The organism is uncultured Salinicola sp. (assembly GCF_937921195.1).
In the GTDB taxonomy this organism is placed as follows: Bacteria; Pseudomonadota; Gammaproteobacteria; order Pseudomonadales; family Halomonadaceae; genus Salinicola.
Window position 1 is genome coordinate 1 of the sequence record NZ_CALFQK010000017.1, and the last position, 15,509, is coordinate 15,509.

Annotated in this window: 13 protein-coding genes and 1 pseudogene; 2 read left to right on the top strand and 12 right to left on the bottom strand. The window is 66.2% G+C overall.

The window, feature by feature from the left end:
• The 12 genes and pseudogenes from Q0602_RS01270 to leuC form a co-directional block, all read right to left on the bottom strand.
• A pseudogene (locus Q0602_RS01270) lies at window positions 1-187 on the bottom strand (bifunctional tetrahydrofolate synthase/dihydrofolate synthase); the annotation flags it as partial.
• 14 nt (window positions 188-201) lie between these two features.
• Window positions 202-1,149, bottom strand: coding sequence for an acetyl-CoA carboxylase, carboxyltransferase subunit beta (gene accD / locus Q0602_RS01275; protein WP_298837733.1), 948 nt, complete (start codon window positions 1,147-1,149; stop codon window positions 202-204).
• Between the two features lie 96 nt (window positions 1,150-1,245).
• Entirely contained in the window at window positions 1,246-2,076 is an 831-nt protein-coding gene (trpA, locus tag Q0602_RS01280; RefSeq protein WP_298837736.1) for a tryptophan synthase subunit alpha, read from the bottom strand.
• Between the two features lie 11 nt (window positions 2,077-2,087).
• On the bottom strand, window positions 2,088-3,302 hold the full coding sequence (gene trpB / locus Q0602_RS01285) for a tryptophan synthase subunit beta (protein ID WP_298837738.1): 1,215 nt from the start codon (window positions 3,300-3,302) through the stop codon (window positions 2,088-2,090).
• Between the two features lie 13 nt (window positions 3,303-3,315).
• Window positions 3,316-4,008 (bottom strand): phosphoribosylanthranilate isomerase, encoded by a 693-nt coding sequence (locus tag Q0602_RS01290; RefSeq protein ID WP_298837741.1) that lies wholly within the window; start codon window positions 4,006-4,008, stop codon window positions 3,316-3,318.
• Window positions 4,005-4,982: a tRNA pseudouridine(38-40) synthase TruA gene (gene truA, locus Q0602_RS01295; RefSeq protein WP_295038678.1), complete on the bottom strand. Its 978-nt coding sequence runs from the start codon at window positions 4,980-4,982 to the stop codon at window positions 4,005-4,007. Before truA ends, Q0602_RS01290 begins: the two co-directional genes overlap by 4 nt.
• Window positions 4,983-5,006: 24 nt before the next feature.
• Window positions 5,007-7,445, bottom strand: coding sequence for a hypothetical protein (locus Q0602_RS01300; RefSeq protein WP_298837745.1), 2,439 nt, complete (start codon window positions 7,443-7,445; stop codon window positions 5,007-5,009).
• A 210-nt stretch (window positions 7,446-7,655) separates the two neighbouring features.
• The gene (asd, locus tag Q0602_RS01305; protein WP_149436329.1) at window positions 7,656-8,771 is read right to left on the bottom strand and encodes an aspartate-semialdehyde dehydrogenase; all 1,116 of its coding nucleotides are present in this window, start codon (window positions 8,769-8,771) and stop codon (window positions 7,656-7,658) included.
• A 156-nt stretch (window positions 8,772-8,927) separates the two neighbouring features.
• Complete coding sequence (leuB, locus tag Q0602_RS01310; RefSeq protein WP_298837749.1) at window positions 8,928-10,007, bottom strand: 3-isopropylmalate dehydrogenase; 1,080 nt, start codon at window positions 10,005-10,007, stop codon at window positions 8,928-8,930.
• Window positions 10,008-10,037: 30 nt separating this feature from the next.
• A complete protein-coding gene (locus Q0602_RS01315; RefSeq protein ID WP_298837752.1) occupies window positions 10,038-10,814 on the bottom strand; it encodes a class I SAM-dependent methyltransferase in 777 nt (258 codons plus the stop codon).
• A complete protein-coding gene (leuD, locus tag Q0602_RS01320; protein ID WP_298837755.1) occupies window positions 10,807-11,451 on the bottom strand; it encodes a 3-isopropylmalate dehydratase small subunit in 645 nt (214 codons plus the stop codon). Before leuD ends, Q0602_RS01315 begins: the two co-directional genes overlap by 8 nt.
• Window positions 11,448-12,902, bottom strand: coding sequence for a 3-isopropylmalate dehydratase large subunit (gene leuC / locus Q0602_RS01325; RefSeq protein ID WP_149436325.1), 1,455 nt, complete (start codon window positions 12,900-12,902; stop codon window positions 11,448-11,450). The genes leuD and leuC overlap by 4 nt, the downstream gene beginning before the upstream one ends.
• 192 nt (window positions 12,903-13,094) lie before the next feature.
• On the opposite strand from leuC, the gene Q0602_RS01330 reads away from it, so the two are divergent.
• Complete coding sequence (locus Q0602_RS01330) at window positions 13,095-13,994, top strand: LysR family transcriptional regulator (RefSeq protein WP_298837759.1); 900 nt, start codon at window positions 13,095-13,097, stop codon at window positions 13,992-13,994.
• 55 nt (window positions 13,995-14,049) lie between these two features.
• Window positions 14,050-15,309 carry a hypothetical protein gene (locus tag Q0602_RS01335; RefSeq protein WP_298837762.1) on the top strand — a complete coding sequence of 420 codons (1,260 nt, stop codon included), beginning with the start codon at window positions 14,050-14,052 and terminating at the stop codon, window positions 15,307-15,309.
• Window positions 15,310-15,509: the final 200 nt, after the last annotated feature.

Sequence of the window (15,509 nt, forward strand, 5' to 3'; positions counted from 1 at the left end):
GCTCCAGCATCGCCACCGTGGAGCCCTTGCCGTTGGTGCCGGCAACGGTCACCACACGGTGCGCGATCGGGCCCTGGGTGAGACCGAGCCGCTCGGCCACCACGGCCACCCGCTCGAGCCCCATGTCGATGGAGACCGGATGCTGGCGCTCGAGACGCGCCAGCCAGTCGTCGAGGGTGGCACTCATGGCTCGGGGGTTCCTTAACGCGGGGCTCGGGAAGCGTCCGGCTCGTCCGGTAGTGGAGAGAAGTCCCCGACCTCGGCGGAGGCATCGTCCGCCGCCACGCCGCCCACCGGCTGATGGGTCAGCTTGCGCAGCACGCCACCCAACCGCTCGCGCAGCTCCGGTCGCGACACGATCATGTCGACGGTGCCGTGCTCGAGCAGGAATTCGCTGCGCTGGAAGCCTTCCGGGAGGGTCTCGCGCACCGTCTGCTCGATGACACGCGGGCCGGCAAAGCCGATCAGGGCGTTGGGCTCGGCCACGTTGAGATCGCCCAGCATCGCCAGCGACGCCGACACGCCGCCGAAGACGGGGTCGGTGAGCACCGAGATGTAGGGCACGCCTGCCAGCTTGAGTTTTTCGAGCGCCGCCGACGTCTTGGCCATCTGCATCAGCGAGAACAGCGCTTCCTGCATGCGCGCACCACCGGAGGCGGCAAAGCAGACCAGCGGAATCTCCTCCTCGAGCGCCAGTGTCGCCGCACGCACGAACTTCTCGCCGACGATCGCGCCCATGGAGCCGCCCATGAACGAGAACTCGAACGCCACCGCCACCACCGGCAGACCGTCGAGCGTCCCGCGCATGGCGATCAGGGCGTCGTTCTCGTCGGTCGCTTTCTGAGCCGATGCCAGCCGATCCTTGTACTTCTTGGAGTCGCGGAACTTGAGCCGGTCGCTCGGCTGGAGATCGCCCGCGATCTCCTCGCGCCCTTCCGCATCGAGGAACCAGTTGAGCCGCTTGCGAGCGGTCAGCCGCAGGTGATGCTGGCACTTGGGGCAGACGTTCTGGTGCTTCTCCAGTTCGGGAAGGTAGAGCACCGATTCACAGTTCGGGCACTTGCGCCACAGGCCGTCCGGCACGCTAGCGCGGCGGTCATTGCGCTGGGTGCGGCTCATCGACGGAACGATCTTGTCTAGCCAGCTCATGTCAGGAAAGCTTCCCTATTTGCCAAAACAGAAAGTGTTGAAAACAGCCATACGAGAAACGCAAACGCTGGATGATACCAAATCGTCGCCCCGGCCTCAGCCGGCCACGTCACGGTCGAGCGCTTCCCGCATCTCGCCGAGAATCGACTTCAGCGCCGCGGGGATGGAAGCCGGGTCGTCGGCACGTTCGGCGATACGGCCGACCAGGGCACTGCCGACGATGACACCGTCGGCCACTCGACCGATCGCCGCTGCGGTCTCGCCATCGCGGATGCCGAAACCGACGCACAGCGGCAGCTCGGTCACGCGCCGGAGCTTGCCCAACTGCTCGCCAACGGCATCGGCGTCGAGCGTTGCCGCCCCGGTCACGCCCTTAAGCGAAACGTAATAGAGATAGCCCTCGCTGTGCCTGCAGATCTCCCTGGCGCGCGCTTCGGAGGTGGTCGGCGCCAGCAGGAAGATCGACTGCAGGCCGTGCGACGCGAACAGCGCGGCATTGTCGGCGGCCTCTTCCGGTGGCATGTCGACCACCAGTACCCCATCGACACCGGACGCCTGCGCCTCGCGGGTGAAGACGTCGTATCCCATCCGCTCGATGGGGTTGAGATACCCCATCAGCACTACCGGCGTCTCGCTGTCCCGCTGGCGAAATTCGGCCACCATCTCCAGCACGTGGCGTAGCCGGGTACCGTGCACCAGCGCCCGTTCGCACGCCTTCTGGATCACCGGCCCGTCCGCCATCGGATCGGAGAACGGCACCCCGAGCTCGAGGACGTCGGCGCCGGCTTCCACGCAGGCATGCATGAAACCGACCGTGTGCGCCGGCGCCGGGTCGCCGGCGGTGATGTAGGGAATGAGCGCGGTCCGGCCCTGGGCCTTGAGCGCCGCGAAGCGCCGGTCGATGCGATTGGATACGGTTCGATTCATGTCGACCCCAGTCAAAATTCGATGCCGTCGAGCTTGGCGACGGTGTGGATATCCTTGTCACCGCGCCCGGAGAGATTGACGACGATATGCTGATCCGGCGACATCTCCCCCGCCAGCTTCTTGGCGTGAGCCAGGGCGTGGGCCGACTCCAGCGCCGGCATGATGCCCTCGACGAGCGTCAGTTCACGGAACGCCGCCAGCACTTCGTCGTCGTCCGCCGCCACGTAACGCACGCGACCGACGTCTTTCCACAGCGCATGCTCGGGGCCGACGCCGGGGTAGTCCAGGCCGGCGGAGATCGACTGGGTGTCGGCAACCTGCCCGCCCTCGTCGGACATCAGGTAGGTCCGGTTGCCGTGGAGCACGCCGCGCGGCGCGTTTGCCGTCAGCGGCGCGGCGTGACGGCCGGTGGCGACGCCTTCGCCACCGGCCTCGACGCCATACATGGTGACATCGTCATCCTCGACGAACGGGTAGAACAGGCCCATGGCGTTGGAGCCGCCGCCCACGCACGCCACCAGCGCGTCCGGCAGCCGCCCGATCTGCTCGAGCGACTGGCGACGCGCCTCGCGCCCGACGATGGCGCTGAAGTCGCGGACCAGCATCGGATAGGGATGCGGGCCGGCCACGGTGCCGATGATGTAGAAGGTGTCGTCGACGTTGGTGACCCAGTCGCGCAGCGCTTCGTTCATCGCGTCCTTGAGCGTCCGTGAGCCGGACTCCACCGGTACCACCTTGGCGCCCAACAGGTGCATGCGGTAGACATTGAGCTTCTGACGCTCGACGTCCTCGGCGCCCATGTAGATCTCGCACTTCAGCCCTAGGCGCGCGGCGACCGTCGCGGTGGCGACGCCGTGTTGTCCGGCGCCGGTTTCCGCGATCACGCGAGGCTTGCCGGACTTCTTGGCCAGCAGCGCCTGACCGATGGTGTTGTTCACCTTGTGCGCGCCGGTGTGGTTCAGATCCTCGCGCTTGAGCCAGATCTGCGCCCCGCCGATCTCCCGCGACCAGCGTTCGGCGTGATAGAGCGGGGATGGCCGACCGACATAGTGCGTCAGGTCGCGGTCGAACTCCGCCTGGAACTCGGGATCGTCCTTGAGACCGGCGTAGATGGTCTCGAGCTCCTCGAGGGCGAAACTCAAGGTCTCGGAAACGAAACGGCCGCCGTACGGACCGAAGTGGCCGCGAGCGTCCGGCAGTTGCGTCAAGTCGTGGAATCGGCTCACGAAGGGACCCTCATCAGTTGGCGGTGGATGAATTGGTGGTGAGCGACGAGGCGTCGGATGGCGTCGGGGACAGCGCCGCATTCGTTGCCTGCACCCGCTCGCAGAAGGCACGGACCCGCAGCGGATCCTTGACGCCCTTGCGCGACTCGACGCCGCCGGACACATCGACCGCATAGGGCCGCACCTGCGTGATGGCATCGGCGACGTTGTCGGATGTCAGGCCGCCGGCGAGAATCACGGGTATCGCCAGCGAGTCGGGGATGCGCTGCCAGTCGAAGGTCTCTCCGGTGCCGCCGGGGACGCCCGGGCGAAACGCATCGAGCAGCAGCGCGCCGGCGCCGGCATAGGTCTCGGCCGTCTTCCGAAGATCGATGTCGTCGCGCATGCGTATCGCCTTGATCCAGGGCTTCCCGAACCGCGCGCAGAAATCGGCCGGCTCGTCGCCATGGAACTGTAGCAGGTCGAGATGGGGTAGACACGCTTCGACATCGGCCACGCCCGGGTCGACGAACAGACCCACCCGGGTCACGAACGGCGACACCGTGGCACTCAACGTCGCGAGCCTGTCGGTATCGATGGCGCGCCCGCTGTTCGCCCACATCACGAAACCGAGCGCGTCCGCCCCGCAAGCGATGGCGACCCGAATATCCTCGGCCCGGGTCAGACCGCATATCTTGATTCTGACCGGATTGATGTTCGTGCTCATGGCGAGACCTCTTCACCGGTTTCCATCCCGGCCTGCGGATGCTGGTCGACCACCCGACCCTGATCGTCGATCCATTTCGGCCACACCCGGCGCCGCCGCATCAACGGCGTATCCGGAATCATGTCCCGATCCCCGGTCCAGTCACCGAGAAACGCCATCAGGCTCGGCCCGACCGGCTCCTCGGGCAACGCGAAGCGTTCGTCGAAGCGCACGTCGACGAAGTGCAGCCCGCAGGCGGGCGCGGTCACGTTACCCAGTCTACGATCCTTCAGCGCCAGCAGCCTGGCGGGATAGGCTTCATCCTCGTCTCCCCGCCCGACCGCCACCAGCACGCCGGCGATATTGCGGATCATGTGATGCAGGAAGGCGTTGGCCTGGACATCGATCATGACCAGCGGACCCAGGCGGCGTACCTCGATGAAATGCAGGTGACGAACCGGCACCTTCGACTGGCAGCCGGCGGCACGATAGCTGGAGAAGTCATGTTCGCCGACCAGGGCTTGAGCGGCGCGATGCATGCGCTCGGCATCCAGCGGCTCCCGGCACCATGTCACGTTGTTCCGCTCCATGACCGGGCGCGTCGGCTGGTTGAGAATGAGGTAGCGATAGCGGCGGGCCAGCGCCGAGAAGCGGGCATGGAAGTCGCCGGCGACCGGCTTGAGCCAGCGCACCGCGATATCCCGCGGCAGCTGCGCGTTGGCGCCGAACAGCCAGGCTTTCTGGGTGCGCGCGACCGGCGCATCGAAGTGAACGATCTGGCGCGTGGCGTGAACGCCACTGTCAGTGCGCCCGCTGCAGAGTACCCGCACCGGCGTGGCGGCGATCTTGCTCAACGCCGCCTCAAGCGTTCCCTGGACCGATTGCGCGTGGCGCAAGCGTTGCCAGCCGCAGTAGTGCGTGCCGTCGTACTCGACGCCAAGAGCCAAACGGCCCGTCAGCGGCTGGTTGTCATCCTGCCGGGAGAAAAACGCCATCGAAACCTGTGCAGCCGAAAGTCGTTAGGGGCGCCCATTATCCCGATGCGACGACCGGAATTCCACCTCCTCGACGTCCCGGCCGGCGGGAACTTCGCGCCGGGGGCCGGAGGCGCCATCGCCTCGGGGCCTCGATGCGCTCCCAGCGATGCCGGGATACCCAGGCGCGTCGCCCGCCAGGCCGATCCTGCTATCGTCTGCCCCGTCCTCGGGCGACTCCGGGGCCGGCCCCCTCGACCCCATGGCTCCGCTGCCGGATTCCCGTTTTTCCGAGGCTTCCGAAGGCCCTTTCGCTGGCTCCAGAGGGTGTGCCATGGGCTCGAGAGACGTGGATTCCAGAGACGTGGATGCCAGAGAGAGCCCCGAGAAATCGGCGACAGGCTTGGCGATGGAAAATGAGAGCGCGGCGTCCGCCCGCTCGGTCTCCAGCTCCAGCGTCGGCGCTTCGTAATCGATGCGGGCGACGAGCGGCGAGGCTGTCGACACGTCGAAGGCCTCTATCGCTTCGTCGTCGAACGACACCGCCGCGGCGTCCCGTCTCTCGGCTTCGGTTTTCCCCCAGCTGTCCTGGCGGTGGATCGCATCGATATCGGAACGAGGGCCTCGCAGACGAGACGGGGGCGTTTCGGAAGTCGCGACGCCGCCGGCCTTATCCAGGTCTCCGTCGGAGAGCGTGTGCAGCGCCTGTGCCTCGAACAGCGCATCGACGTCCTCCACCTCCGCCAGCCACTCCCGGTCGCCCTCCTGCCCGATGCCATCGCCCGTCGCTTCTTGCCAGCTCTCTTCCACGTGGCGGGCACGGTAGTCGTCGACCAAGGCCTGCCCTTCCCGCCGCTGTTCGGGCGTGGCATCCGCGCCAAAGCCGGATAGCGCCACTTCCAGGGCGTCCATGTCCCGCAGCTCCCCCAGCGCTCTCAGCAGGCCCAGTCGAAGCTGGGCATCCTCCCGCTCCGCGAGATGCTGACGCAACCAGTCACGCGCCTCGGCATGGCGACCGTAGGCCATGTAAATGTCGGCCTGGCTGATCGAGACAGAACCGGCATCCCCGTCGCCAGCCGCCGCCCGCCGAAGCGGGGATGCCTTCGCGGTCTGGCGTTTCGCCCGGGCCTCCTTTGCCTTGCCCGGAGAGGTCTCGTCGGCGCTCGGCAGCCCCTCGCCTCCAGCCTGACGCCGTCGTCGCTGGAGGCCCCACAGCGCCAGCAGCGCCACCAGCACGCCGCCGCCGATCCAGTCCAGGTGACCTACCAGAGCCCCTCCCGCCGAGGCCGGCGGGACCGATGCGCGGGCAACGCCCGGGGAAGACGCGGCCGGGACCGCTGTCTCGGCACCGGAAGCCACCTTACCGGAGGCCGCCGCCACCGCCGGACCGCTCACGGCAGTGGCCGTCCCGTCAGGCTGTTCCTCGTCAGGCTTTTCCCCGTCATGCCTCTCCCCGGCAGGAGGCGATCCCGGCATGGTCTCCTCATTCGGCGTCGCAGTCCTCGCCGGCTGGTCACCGGATGGCGAAGCCGCTGCCGCGAGCGCGCCGCGCAGTTGGTCGCGCTCGGCTCTCAAGGCGTCGATGATCGCCCGTTGCCGCTCGGTTGCGGCGGTCAACTCGGCCAGACGCTGCTCCGGGGTGGCGGAGCGGGGGCCATCTGTGTTCCCGGCCCGGTCGGAGGCCGGCCGCTGTCCTGCGATATCGACGACGGGGCGCTCTCCATCGGCCCGCCCCGCGAGTGCCCGCAAGCGGGTAACGGCGTCGCCACGGGATAGCCCGGCAACGACGTCGAGCGCGGGTACGGTCAGATCGACCCCGGCGCGCAGTCGGCCGAGATCGCCATCGATGAAGGCCGCGGGGTTGGATTGAAAGAGTGCCACCATCAACGCCTGGCGACTGATGCCCGCGCGAGGCAGCAGCGAGGCCGCCAGGCCAGACAGTGAGTCGCCCGGCTGGACGCGCAGACGCGCAGGCCAGGCGTGAGGCGCTCCTGCCGCCGTCCGCACCGGCATCGGCGCCGACACGGGCGATATCGTCGCCTGCCGTGACGACACCGAGACATCGCCATCCAGCAGTGGCTGCGAACTGGCGTAGTCGACAGGATCGAACAGTAGCGAAACACCCCGCTGCCACTGGCCGTCCGGCCAGGTCACCACCAGCAACAGGTCGAGGAAAGGTTCCCGCACCCGGCGCGGGCTGTCGAGCACCAGCGTCAGTTCGCCGTCCTGACGCAGGACCCTGGCCGACACGGTGTCGGCCAGTGCGCCGCGGGTCAGCCCCGCCTGGCGATAGGCCTCGGCGTCAGCGACGGCCACCGAGATCCGCGATGCCGCCAGGCCGCCCGCACCGGTCAGGGGCAGTACCACATGCAGCGGGCGGTTGAGGGGTGACACCTGCTGCGGATCGCCGACGCCGAGCGCCAGGACCGACGAGGCCACTGCGAGACAGAGTCCGCCGGCCATCATTGTGAGCCATCGCCGCATGGTGTCCTCGCCAACGCCTTGGAGTGAATCTCGACTCACTCATCGGCAGCGGCGCATCGAACTTTAACATTCAGTAACACATCAGTTGCCAAAACCGGATCGGCGGCAAGCCAACCCCGGGTCCGGCACCACCCCAAAAAGCCCCGCCGGCGTGAACCGACGGGGCTCGATAATGGTCTCGGTCGAGACGCTACCGTGATTGGCGTGGGCTCACGCCTGCTCGCGAAGAATCTTGAGCATGCGCTTGAGCGGCTCGGCGGCACCCCACAATAGCTGGTCGCCGACGCTGAACGCGGTCAGATATTCCCCGCCCATGGCCAGTTTGCGCAGTCGGCCCACCGGTACTGTCAGCGTACCGCTGACGGCCGCCGGCGTCAGATGCTGCAACGTAGCGTCCTTGTCGTTGGGGACGACCTGGACCCAGTCGTTGTGCTTGGCCAGACGATCCTCGATCTCGTCGATGGGCACGTCCTGCTTGAGCTTGATGGTGAAGGCCTGGCTGTGAGAGCGCATCGCGCCGATACGCACACAGAGGCCGTCGATGGGGATCGGGTTGTTGCCGGTGGCGAGAATCTTGTTGGTCTCGACGCCGCCCTTCCACTCTTCCTTGCTCTGGCCGCTGTCCATTGCCTTGTCGATCCACGGCAACAGGCTGCCGGCCAGCGGCGCGCCGAAGTTGTCGACCGGGAATTCGCTGCCGCGCATGGCGGCGGTGACATCGCGGTCGATGTCGAGAATCGCGCTTGATGGCGTGGCGAGATCGCGGGCCACGGCCGACTGCAGCGCGCCCATCTGCGACAGCAGTTCGCGCATGTGCTTGGCCCCGGAGCCGGAGGCCGCCTGATAGGTCATGGAGGTCATCCACTCGACCAGGCCGGCCTCGAACAGACCGCCGAGGCCCATCAGCATGAGGCTGACGGTACAGTTGCCACCGACGAAGGTCCTGGCGCCCTTGGCAAGCTGGGCATCGATCACGTGACGGTTGACCGGATCGAGCACGATGGTCGACTCCTCCGCCATGCGCAGGGTGCTGGCCGCATCGATCCAGTAGCCTTTCCAGCCCGCCTGGCGCAGCGGCTGATAGACCGCGCCGGTGTAATCCCCGCCCTGGCAGGTGACGATCACGTCCATCGCCTTGAGCGATTCGATGTCGTTGGCATCCTTCAACGCCGGCACGTCGACGCCGATGTCGGGACCGGCCTGGCCTGCCTGGGAGGTGGAAAAGAACACCGGCTCGAGCCCGGCGAAATCGTTGTCGTCCAGCATGCGCTGCATCAGCACGGAACCGACCATCCCGCGCCAGCCGACGAATCCGACTTTCAACATAGTTGGCGTACCCCGAAGCGTTTTTGAATGTCCTGAATCGACACGACGACCCGTTCGAGTCGTCGCATCCTGTCAATCTTGAAGGCGCATTATAGCGCATTGGTACAGGCCTGTTCGCGCCATACGCCGCGAGCCGCGTTGCTGCGTCGAACGCGCTCAGGCCTCGGCGAAGGCCGCCAGCACCGCATCGCCCATCTCGCTGGTGGAGACCTGACGGGTGCCCGGATAGGCGATGTCGGCGGTACGCAGGCCCTGATCCAGCACCTTGCCGACCGCCCGCTCGATACGATCGGCGAGTTGGGGCTCGCTAAGCGAATAGCGCAGCATCATCGCCACCGACAGAATCGTCGCCAGCGGGTTGGCCAGCCCCTGGCCGGCGATATCCGGGGCACTGCCGTGACACGGCTCGTACATGCCCTGCTGGCGCTCGTTGAGCGACGCCGACGGCAGCATGCCGATGGAGCCGGTCAGCATGGCGGCGGCGTCGGAGAGAATGTCGCCGAACATGTTGCCGGTCACCACCACGTCGAACTGCTTGGGCGCCCGCACCAGCTGCATGGCAGCGTTGTCGACGTACATGTGCGTCAGCTCGACGTCGGGATATTCCGGCGCCAGTCGGTTCATCACCTCGCGCCACAGAATCGTGACTTCGAGCACGTTGGCCTTGTCCACCGAGCAGAGCTTCTTGCCGCGCTTCTGCGCCATCTCGAAGGCGACGCGACCGATGCGTTCGATCTCGGATTCGGCGTAGACGTAGGTGTTGAAACCGACCCGCTCGCCGTTACGCTCCTCGATACCGCGGGGCTGGCCAAAGTAGATACCGCCGGTCAGCTCGCGCACGATCATGATGTCGAGCCCGGAGACCACTTCCGGCTTCAGCGTCGAGGCCTCGGCCAGCTGCGGATAGAGCAGCGCCGGGCGCAGGTTGCCGAACAGGTTGAGGTTCTTGCGCAACCCCAGCAGTCCCTTCTCCGGGCGCTTGCTCAGATCCTCGAGCGTATCCCATTTCGGCCCACCCACGGCGCCGAGCAGGATCGCATCGGCCGCCTTGGCCTTGGCCAGCGTCGACTCGGGCAGCGGGTGCCCCTCGGCATCAAAACCGGCACCGCCGACCAGCGCCTCTTCCAGTTCGGCGTCCAGGCCGGCGTCGCGGCACGCATTCAGTATCTTGACCGCTTCCGCGGTGATTTCCGGGCCGATGCCGTCACCGGGGAGAACCAGAATCTTCTTGCTCATGCGTTTTCCTCAAGCGTGTTCCTTGATTTGTCACTTCGTGGCCCACAACACCAGCATATCCGTGGTAAAGGAGCCGTCATCGCTGATCTCGAAGGCGTCCCGCACTTCCTGACCCACCTGGCTCTGTAAATGGCGAATCGCATCGCGCATGACATCCGGTGTGCGCATGCGCTCGATCCATGTCTCAAAATCCAGATGCAGGCGCTGGCGCGAACAGGAGGTCACCACCAGCCCGGCCTCGCCAACCATCTGCGCCCACTCACTCGGGGCGTAGTCGCGCACATGACTGGTGTCGCGCAGCATCTCCACGGTCTGCAGGAAGCTGTCGAACAGCGGCTGTTCGGACGCCGCGACATCGATGAATGCCGCCAGGCCACCCGGCTTCAGGACGCGCCTCGCTTCGCGCAGCGCCAACCCGACGTCACGCCAGTGATGCGCGGAGAAGCGACTGCACACCACATCGAAACTGTCGTCCGCAAACGGCAGCGACTCGGCGACACCCTGCACCGTGCGAATGTTGCCGAAGCCGCGATCGCCGGCCGCTTCGCTCACCACCGCAAGCATTCGCGGCGACAGGTCGTAGGCCACGATCTCCGCCGCCAGATCGGCCAGCTGGAAACTCACGTGACCGGCGCCACAGCCGAGATCCAGCACGCGGGGGACATCGATCGCGCCGACCCGCTCGCGCAACTGGGCGAACTCCTGCCCTTGGGCGTGCACGCTGCTGCTCAGGTAGGCCGCCGCCCGACTGCCAAACTGACGCTCGACTACGGCGCCGTGGTCGGCGTTGCCGCGGGGGTCAGGCATCGCGAAACAGCCACGGACGCGCGGCGCGATGACGACTCTCGAAATCGCGGATGGCACCGGACTGCTCGAGGGTCAGGCCGATATCGTCGAGCCCCTCCAGCAGGCAGTGCTTGCGGAAGGCGTCGACCTCGAACGGGATCGCCTCGCCGCTCGGCGTGATCACCTGCTGTCCTTCGAGATCGATGTCCAGACGATAGCCCTCGTTGGCTTCGGTCTCCTGGAACAGCCGCTCCACCGTCGCCTCGTCCAGGGCGATCAGCAGGATCCCGTTCTTGAACGAGTTGTTGTAGAAGATATCGGCGAAGCTCGGCGCGATCACCACGCGGAAACCGAAATCGTCCAGCGCCCAGGGCGCGTGCTCGCGGGAGCTGCCGCAGCCGAAGTTACGCCTTGCCAGCAATACCTGCGCATCGCGATAGCGCGACTGGTTGAGCACGAAATCCGGATTGAGCGGCCGGCTGGACGCGTCCTGGCCCGGGTAGCCCTCGTCGAGATAACGCAACTCGTCGAACAGGTTGGGGCCGAACCCGGTGCGCTTGATCGATTTCAGGAACTGCTTGGGGATGATCAGGTCGGTATCGACGTTGGCGCGATCCAGCGGCGCGACCAGACCCTGCAGACGTTCGAACTTCTTCATGCGCTCATCTCCCGTGCACTGTCCCGGTCATAGTCGTATTCGCGAACATCGACGAAATGCCCCTCGATGGCCGCCGCCGCCGCCATCGCCGGGCTCACCAGATGGGTGCGCCCGCCGTAGCCCTGGCGACCTTCGAAGTTGCGGTTGGAGGTCGACGCGCAGCGCTCGCCGGCGCCCAGCTTGTCGGCGTTCATCGCCAGGCACATCGAACAGCCCGGTTCGCGCCACTCGAAGCCCGCCTCGACGAAGATCCTGTCGAGTCCTTCCGCCTCTGCCAGCCGTTTCACCAGGCCGGAGCCCGGCACCACCATGGCCAGCTGGATGTTGTCGGCGACCTTGCGACCCTTGGCGACCTTGGCGGCCTCGCGCAGATCCTCGATCCGCGAGTTGGTGCAGGAGCCGATGAACACCTTGTCGAGCTGGATGTCGGTGATCTTCTGTCCGGCGGACAGCCCCATGTATTCGAGTGCCCGGGTCATGCCCTGGGTCACGGTCTCGTCGGCGGCGTCGTTCGGATCCGGCACGCTCGCCGAGACGTTGACGACCATCTCCGGACTGGTTCCCCAGGTCACCTGGGGTTCGATCTCGGCGGCGTCGAGCTCGACGACCTTGTCGAAATGCGCGCCGTCGTCGGAAACCAGATCGCGCCAGGCTTCGACGGCGGCCGGCCACTGATCGGCCGCGGGGGCGAAGGGCCGCCCTTTCAGGTAATCGATGGTGTTGTCGTCCACCGCCACCAGGCCGACGCGGGCCCCGGCTTCGATCGCCATGTTGCAGATCGTCATGCGACCCTCCATGGAGAGATCGCGAATCGCGCTGCCGGCGAACTCGATGGCGTAACCGGTGCCACCGGCGGTACCGATACGGCCGATGATGGCCAGCACGATATCCTTGGCGGTGACGCCGAGACCCAGCTTGCCCTCGACGCGCACCTGCATGTTCTTCATCTTCTGGGCGATCAGGCACTGGGTGGCGAGCACGTGCTCGACCTCGGAGGTGCCGATGCCGTGAGAGAGCGCCGCGAAGGCGCCGTGGGTGGCGGTGTGGGAATCGCCGCAGACCACCGTCATGCCCGGCAGCGTGGCGCCCTGCTCCGGCCCGACCACGTGGACGATGCCCTGGCGCTCGTCATTGATCCGGAACTCCTCGATATCGAAGCTCTCGCAGTTGGCATCCAGGGTCTCTACCTGGATACGAGAGACGTCGTCGAGGATCCCGGCGTTGCCGGCGCTGCGCTCCTTGAGCGTGGTCGGCACGTTGTGATCCGGCGTCGCCAGGTTGGCGTCGCGACGCCAGGGTTTGCGGCCGGCCAGGCGTAGCCCCTCGAACGCCTGGGGCGAGGTGACCTCGTGCAGCAGGTGACGATCGATGTAGATCAGCGCCGACCCGTCGTCGCGCTGGGTCACCAAGTGCTGCGCCCACAGCTTGTCGTAGAGCGTCTGGCTTGCCATGTCTGTTCTCTCCTCCGTCACACTGTCTGAGGCAGCTTTTGTGACGTAACGCTTGCGAATCGAGACGTCATGTGACGCCGCGAATGATTGGTTAGCCAAGATACGGCGGTCGCATGCATAAAATCAATTCATCTTGATTATGCTTTGGATTCCATAACAGAATGAATGAATTCATCTGCCGGATCTCGACGCATGGACACCCAGAGCCTGCAAGCCTTTATCGCGGTTGCCGACACGACCTCATTCTCGCAGGCCGGCGAGCAGCTCCACCTCACCCAGCCGGCGATCAGCAAGCGCATCGCCACGCTGGAGCACCAGACAGGCGCCAAACTCTTCGATCGCATCAATCGCCGGGTCAGCCTGACCGAAGCCGGGCGGCTGTTGCTGCCCCGTGCGCGCCAGATCCTGCAACTGGTCGAGGATAGCCGCCGCCAGCTGCACAACCTGAGTGGCAGCGTCGAGGGCAGCCTGACGCTGGCGACCAGCCACCATGTGGGTCTGCACCGGCTGCCGTCGGCCCTCAAGGCGTTTACCCAGCGCTATCCGGACGTCGATCTGGACCTGCGCTTTCTCGATTCCGAGCAGGCCTACCACGGTGTCATCACCGGGGAGATCGAGCTCGCCGTGGTGACGCTGTCGCCGCACCCCAACCCCCAGGTGGAGTCGGTGCCGGTGTGGATCGACCAGCTGCGCTTCGTCGCCGCGCCCGGACACCCGCTGACGACGCGTGGCGAGCTGCCGTTGTCGACGCTGGTGGACTATCCGGCGGTGCTGCCGGGTCCGCTCACGTTCACGCGCGACATCGTGGTGGATTCGTTCAATCGGGCCGGTCTGGCAATCGATGTGGCGCTCTCCACCAACTACCTGGAGACGCTGAAGATGATGGCCGGCATCGGGCTGGGCTGGAGCGTGCTTCCGGAGAGCATGATCGACGAGGAGATCGCGGTACTGCCGGTGGCGCACCCGCCCATCGAGCGACGGCTCGGGTATCTGGTCCACCGGGAGCGCACGCTCTCCAACGCCGGGCGCGCGATGATCGCGGAACTCGACGCGCTCAGGGCCGCCGAAGGCACTGGGAGCGACTACGCTTAGTCACACCCGCCCAGGGCACAATCAACCGCGGACTCGGATCAAGGAGCAGTCACCCATGGAGCAGGAAGACCGGGGCAGGTCCCGGGAATCGGCACGACAGCAGGACACGCCCTCAAGCACCCTGCGGCTGGGTCTGGTGCCGGCGCCGGAACTGCCGGAGCGGGTCGCCAGCCTCATCGCCGACGAGCTTCCCGAGCTGCTCGCACGCCATACCGACGATCGCCACCAGTGGCGGGTCGACTGCCTCACCGATCCGCTGATCGGCGCCGACGACTCGACCGCCGACGTCATCGAGCAGGCCGAAAGCATCAAGCGCGCCAACGGCTGGGATTACGCGGTCTGCATCACCGACCTGCCGCTGCTGCGTGGCGAGCGCATGGCGCTGGCGGAAGCCAGTGAAAACCTGGGCGTCGCAATCATCTCCCTGCCGGCACTAGGCATCTCGCCCCTCCGGCAGCGCCTGCGCGAGGCGATCCTGCACCTGGTCAACGAGATGCATCACGGCAGCGATCGCCGTGACCGTGAACGCCAGCAGCAGCACATGGACGACGGCCGTGAGGCCCGCGAGCAGAGCGGTATCCGTAACAGCAACTCCCGCGAGCTGATGGGCTCGCGGCTCTTCGAGCGTCTGGTGCCGATAGAACGTGTCACGCCGTCCGATGACAGCGAGAAGAACGTCGACGTCCGTTTCGTCAGTGCCACCAAGTGGCCGGGCTACGCCAAGCTGCTGGGCGGCATGGTGAGAGCGAACCGCCCCTGGACGATCCTGCCCGCGTTCCGACGGATCGTCGCGGTGGCCTTCGCCACCGGGGCTTACGGCCTGATTTTCCCGACGCTCTGGAAACTCAGCGCTGCCTATGAACTCTATCGCTTCGTCGCCCTGATGATCGCCGCGATCGTCGCCATGATCGTCTGGTTGATCCTCGATCACGGCTTATGGGAACCACAGCACTATACCCACAATGCCCGGCTGACCCGGTTCTACAACCTGACCACGGTCATGACGCTACTGGCGGGCGTGGCATGCTATTACGTCATCCTCTTCGCGCTGTTCCTGGTGGCGGTCGTACTGTTCGTACCCGCCAGCCTGCTGGAGTCGACGGTCGGCCAATCGGTCGGCTGGCTCGCCTTTCCGGCACTGGCGTGGCTGGCGACATCGGTGGCGACCGTGGCCGGCGCGCTGGGGTCGAGCCTGGAGAGTGACGAGACGATCCGCAGCGCCACCTATGGCTACCGCCAGCAGTTGCGCCAGCGCAAGGTCAAGGAGCGCCAGCAGCGAGACAGGCAGCAGGAGGATAAGGATTCATCGACGTGACGACCTTGTCGTACCAATAGCTCCGAGGAGCCCTCTTGAAAAATTTTGAACACAGAGGACCTCGGCGAGCGATGGTCGGGCAAGGCGCAACGACCGTAGGGAGTAACGGCCGAAGGCTGGCCCGAAGGGTGAGCGTAGCGAATCAAAATCGACGAGGCAGCGGAGTTTACTGGTGTCAATGAGCATGCCGAGTCGATTTT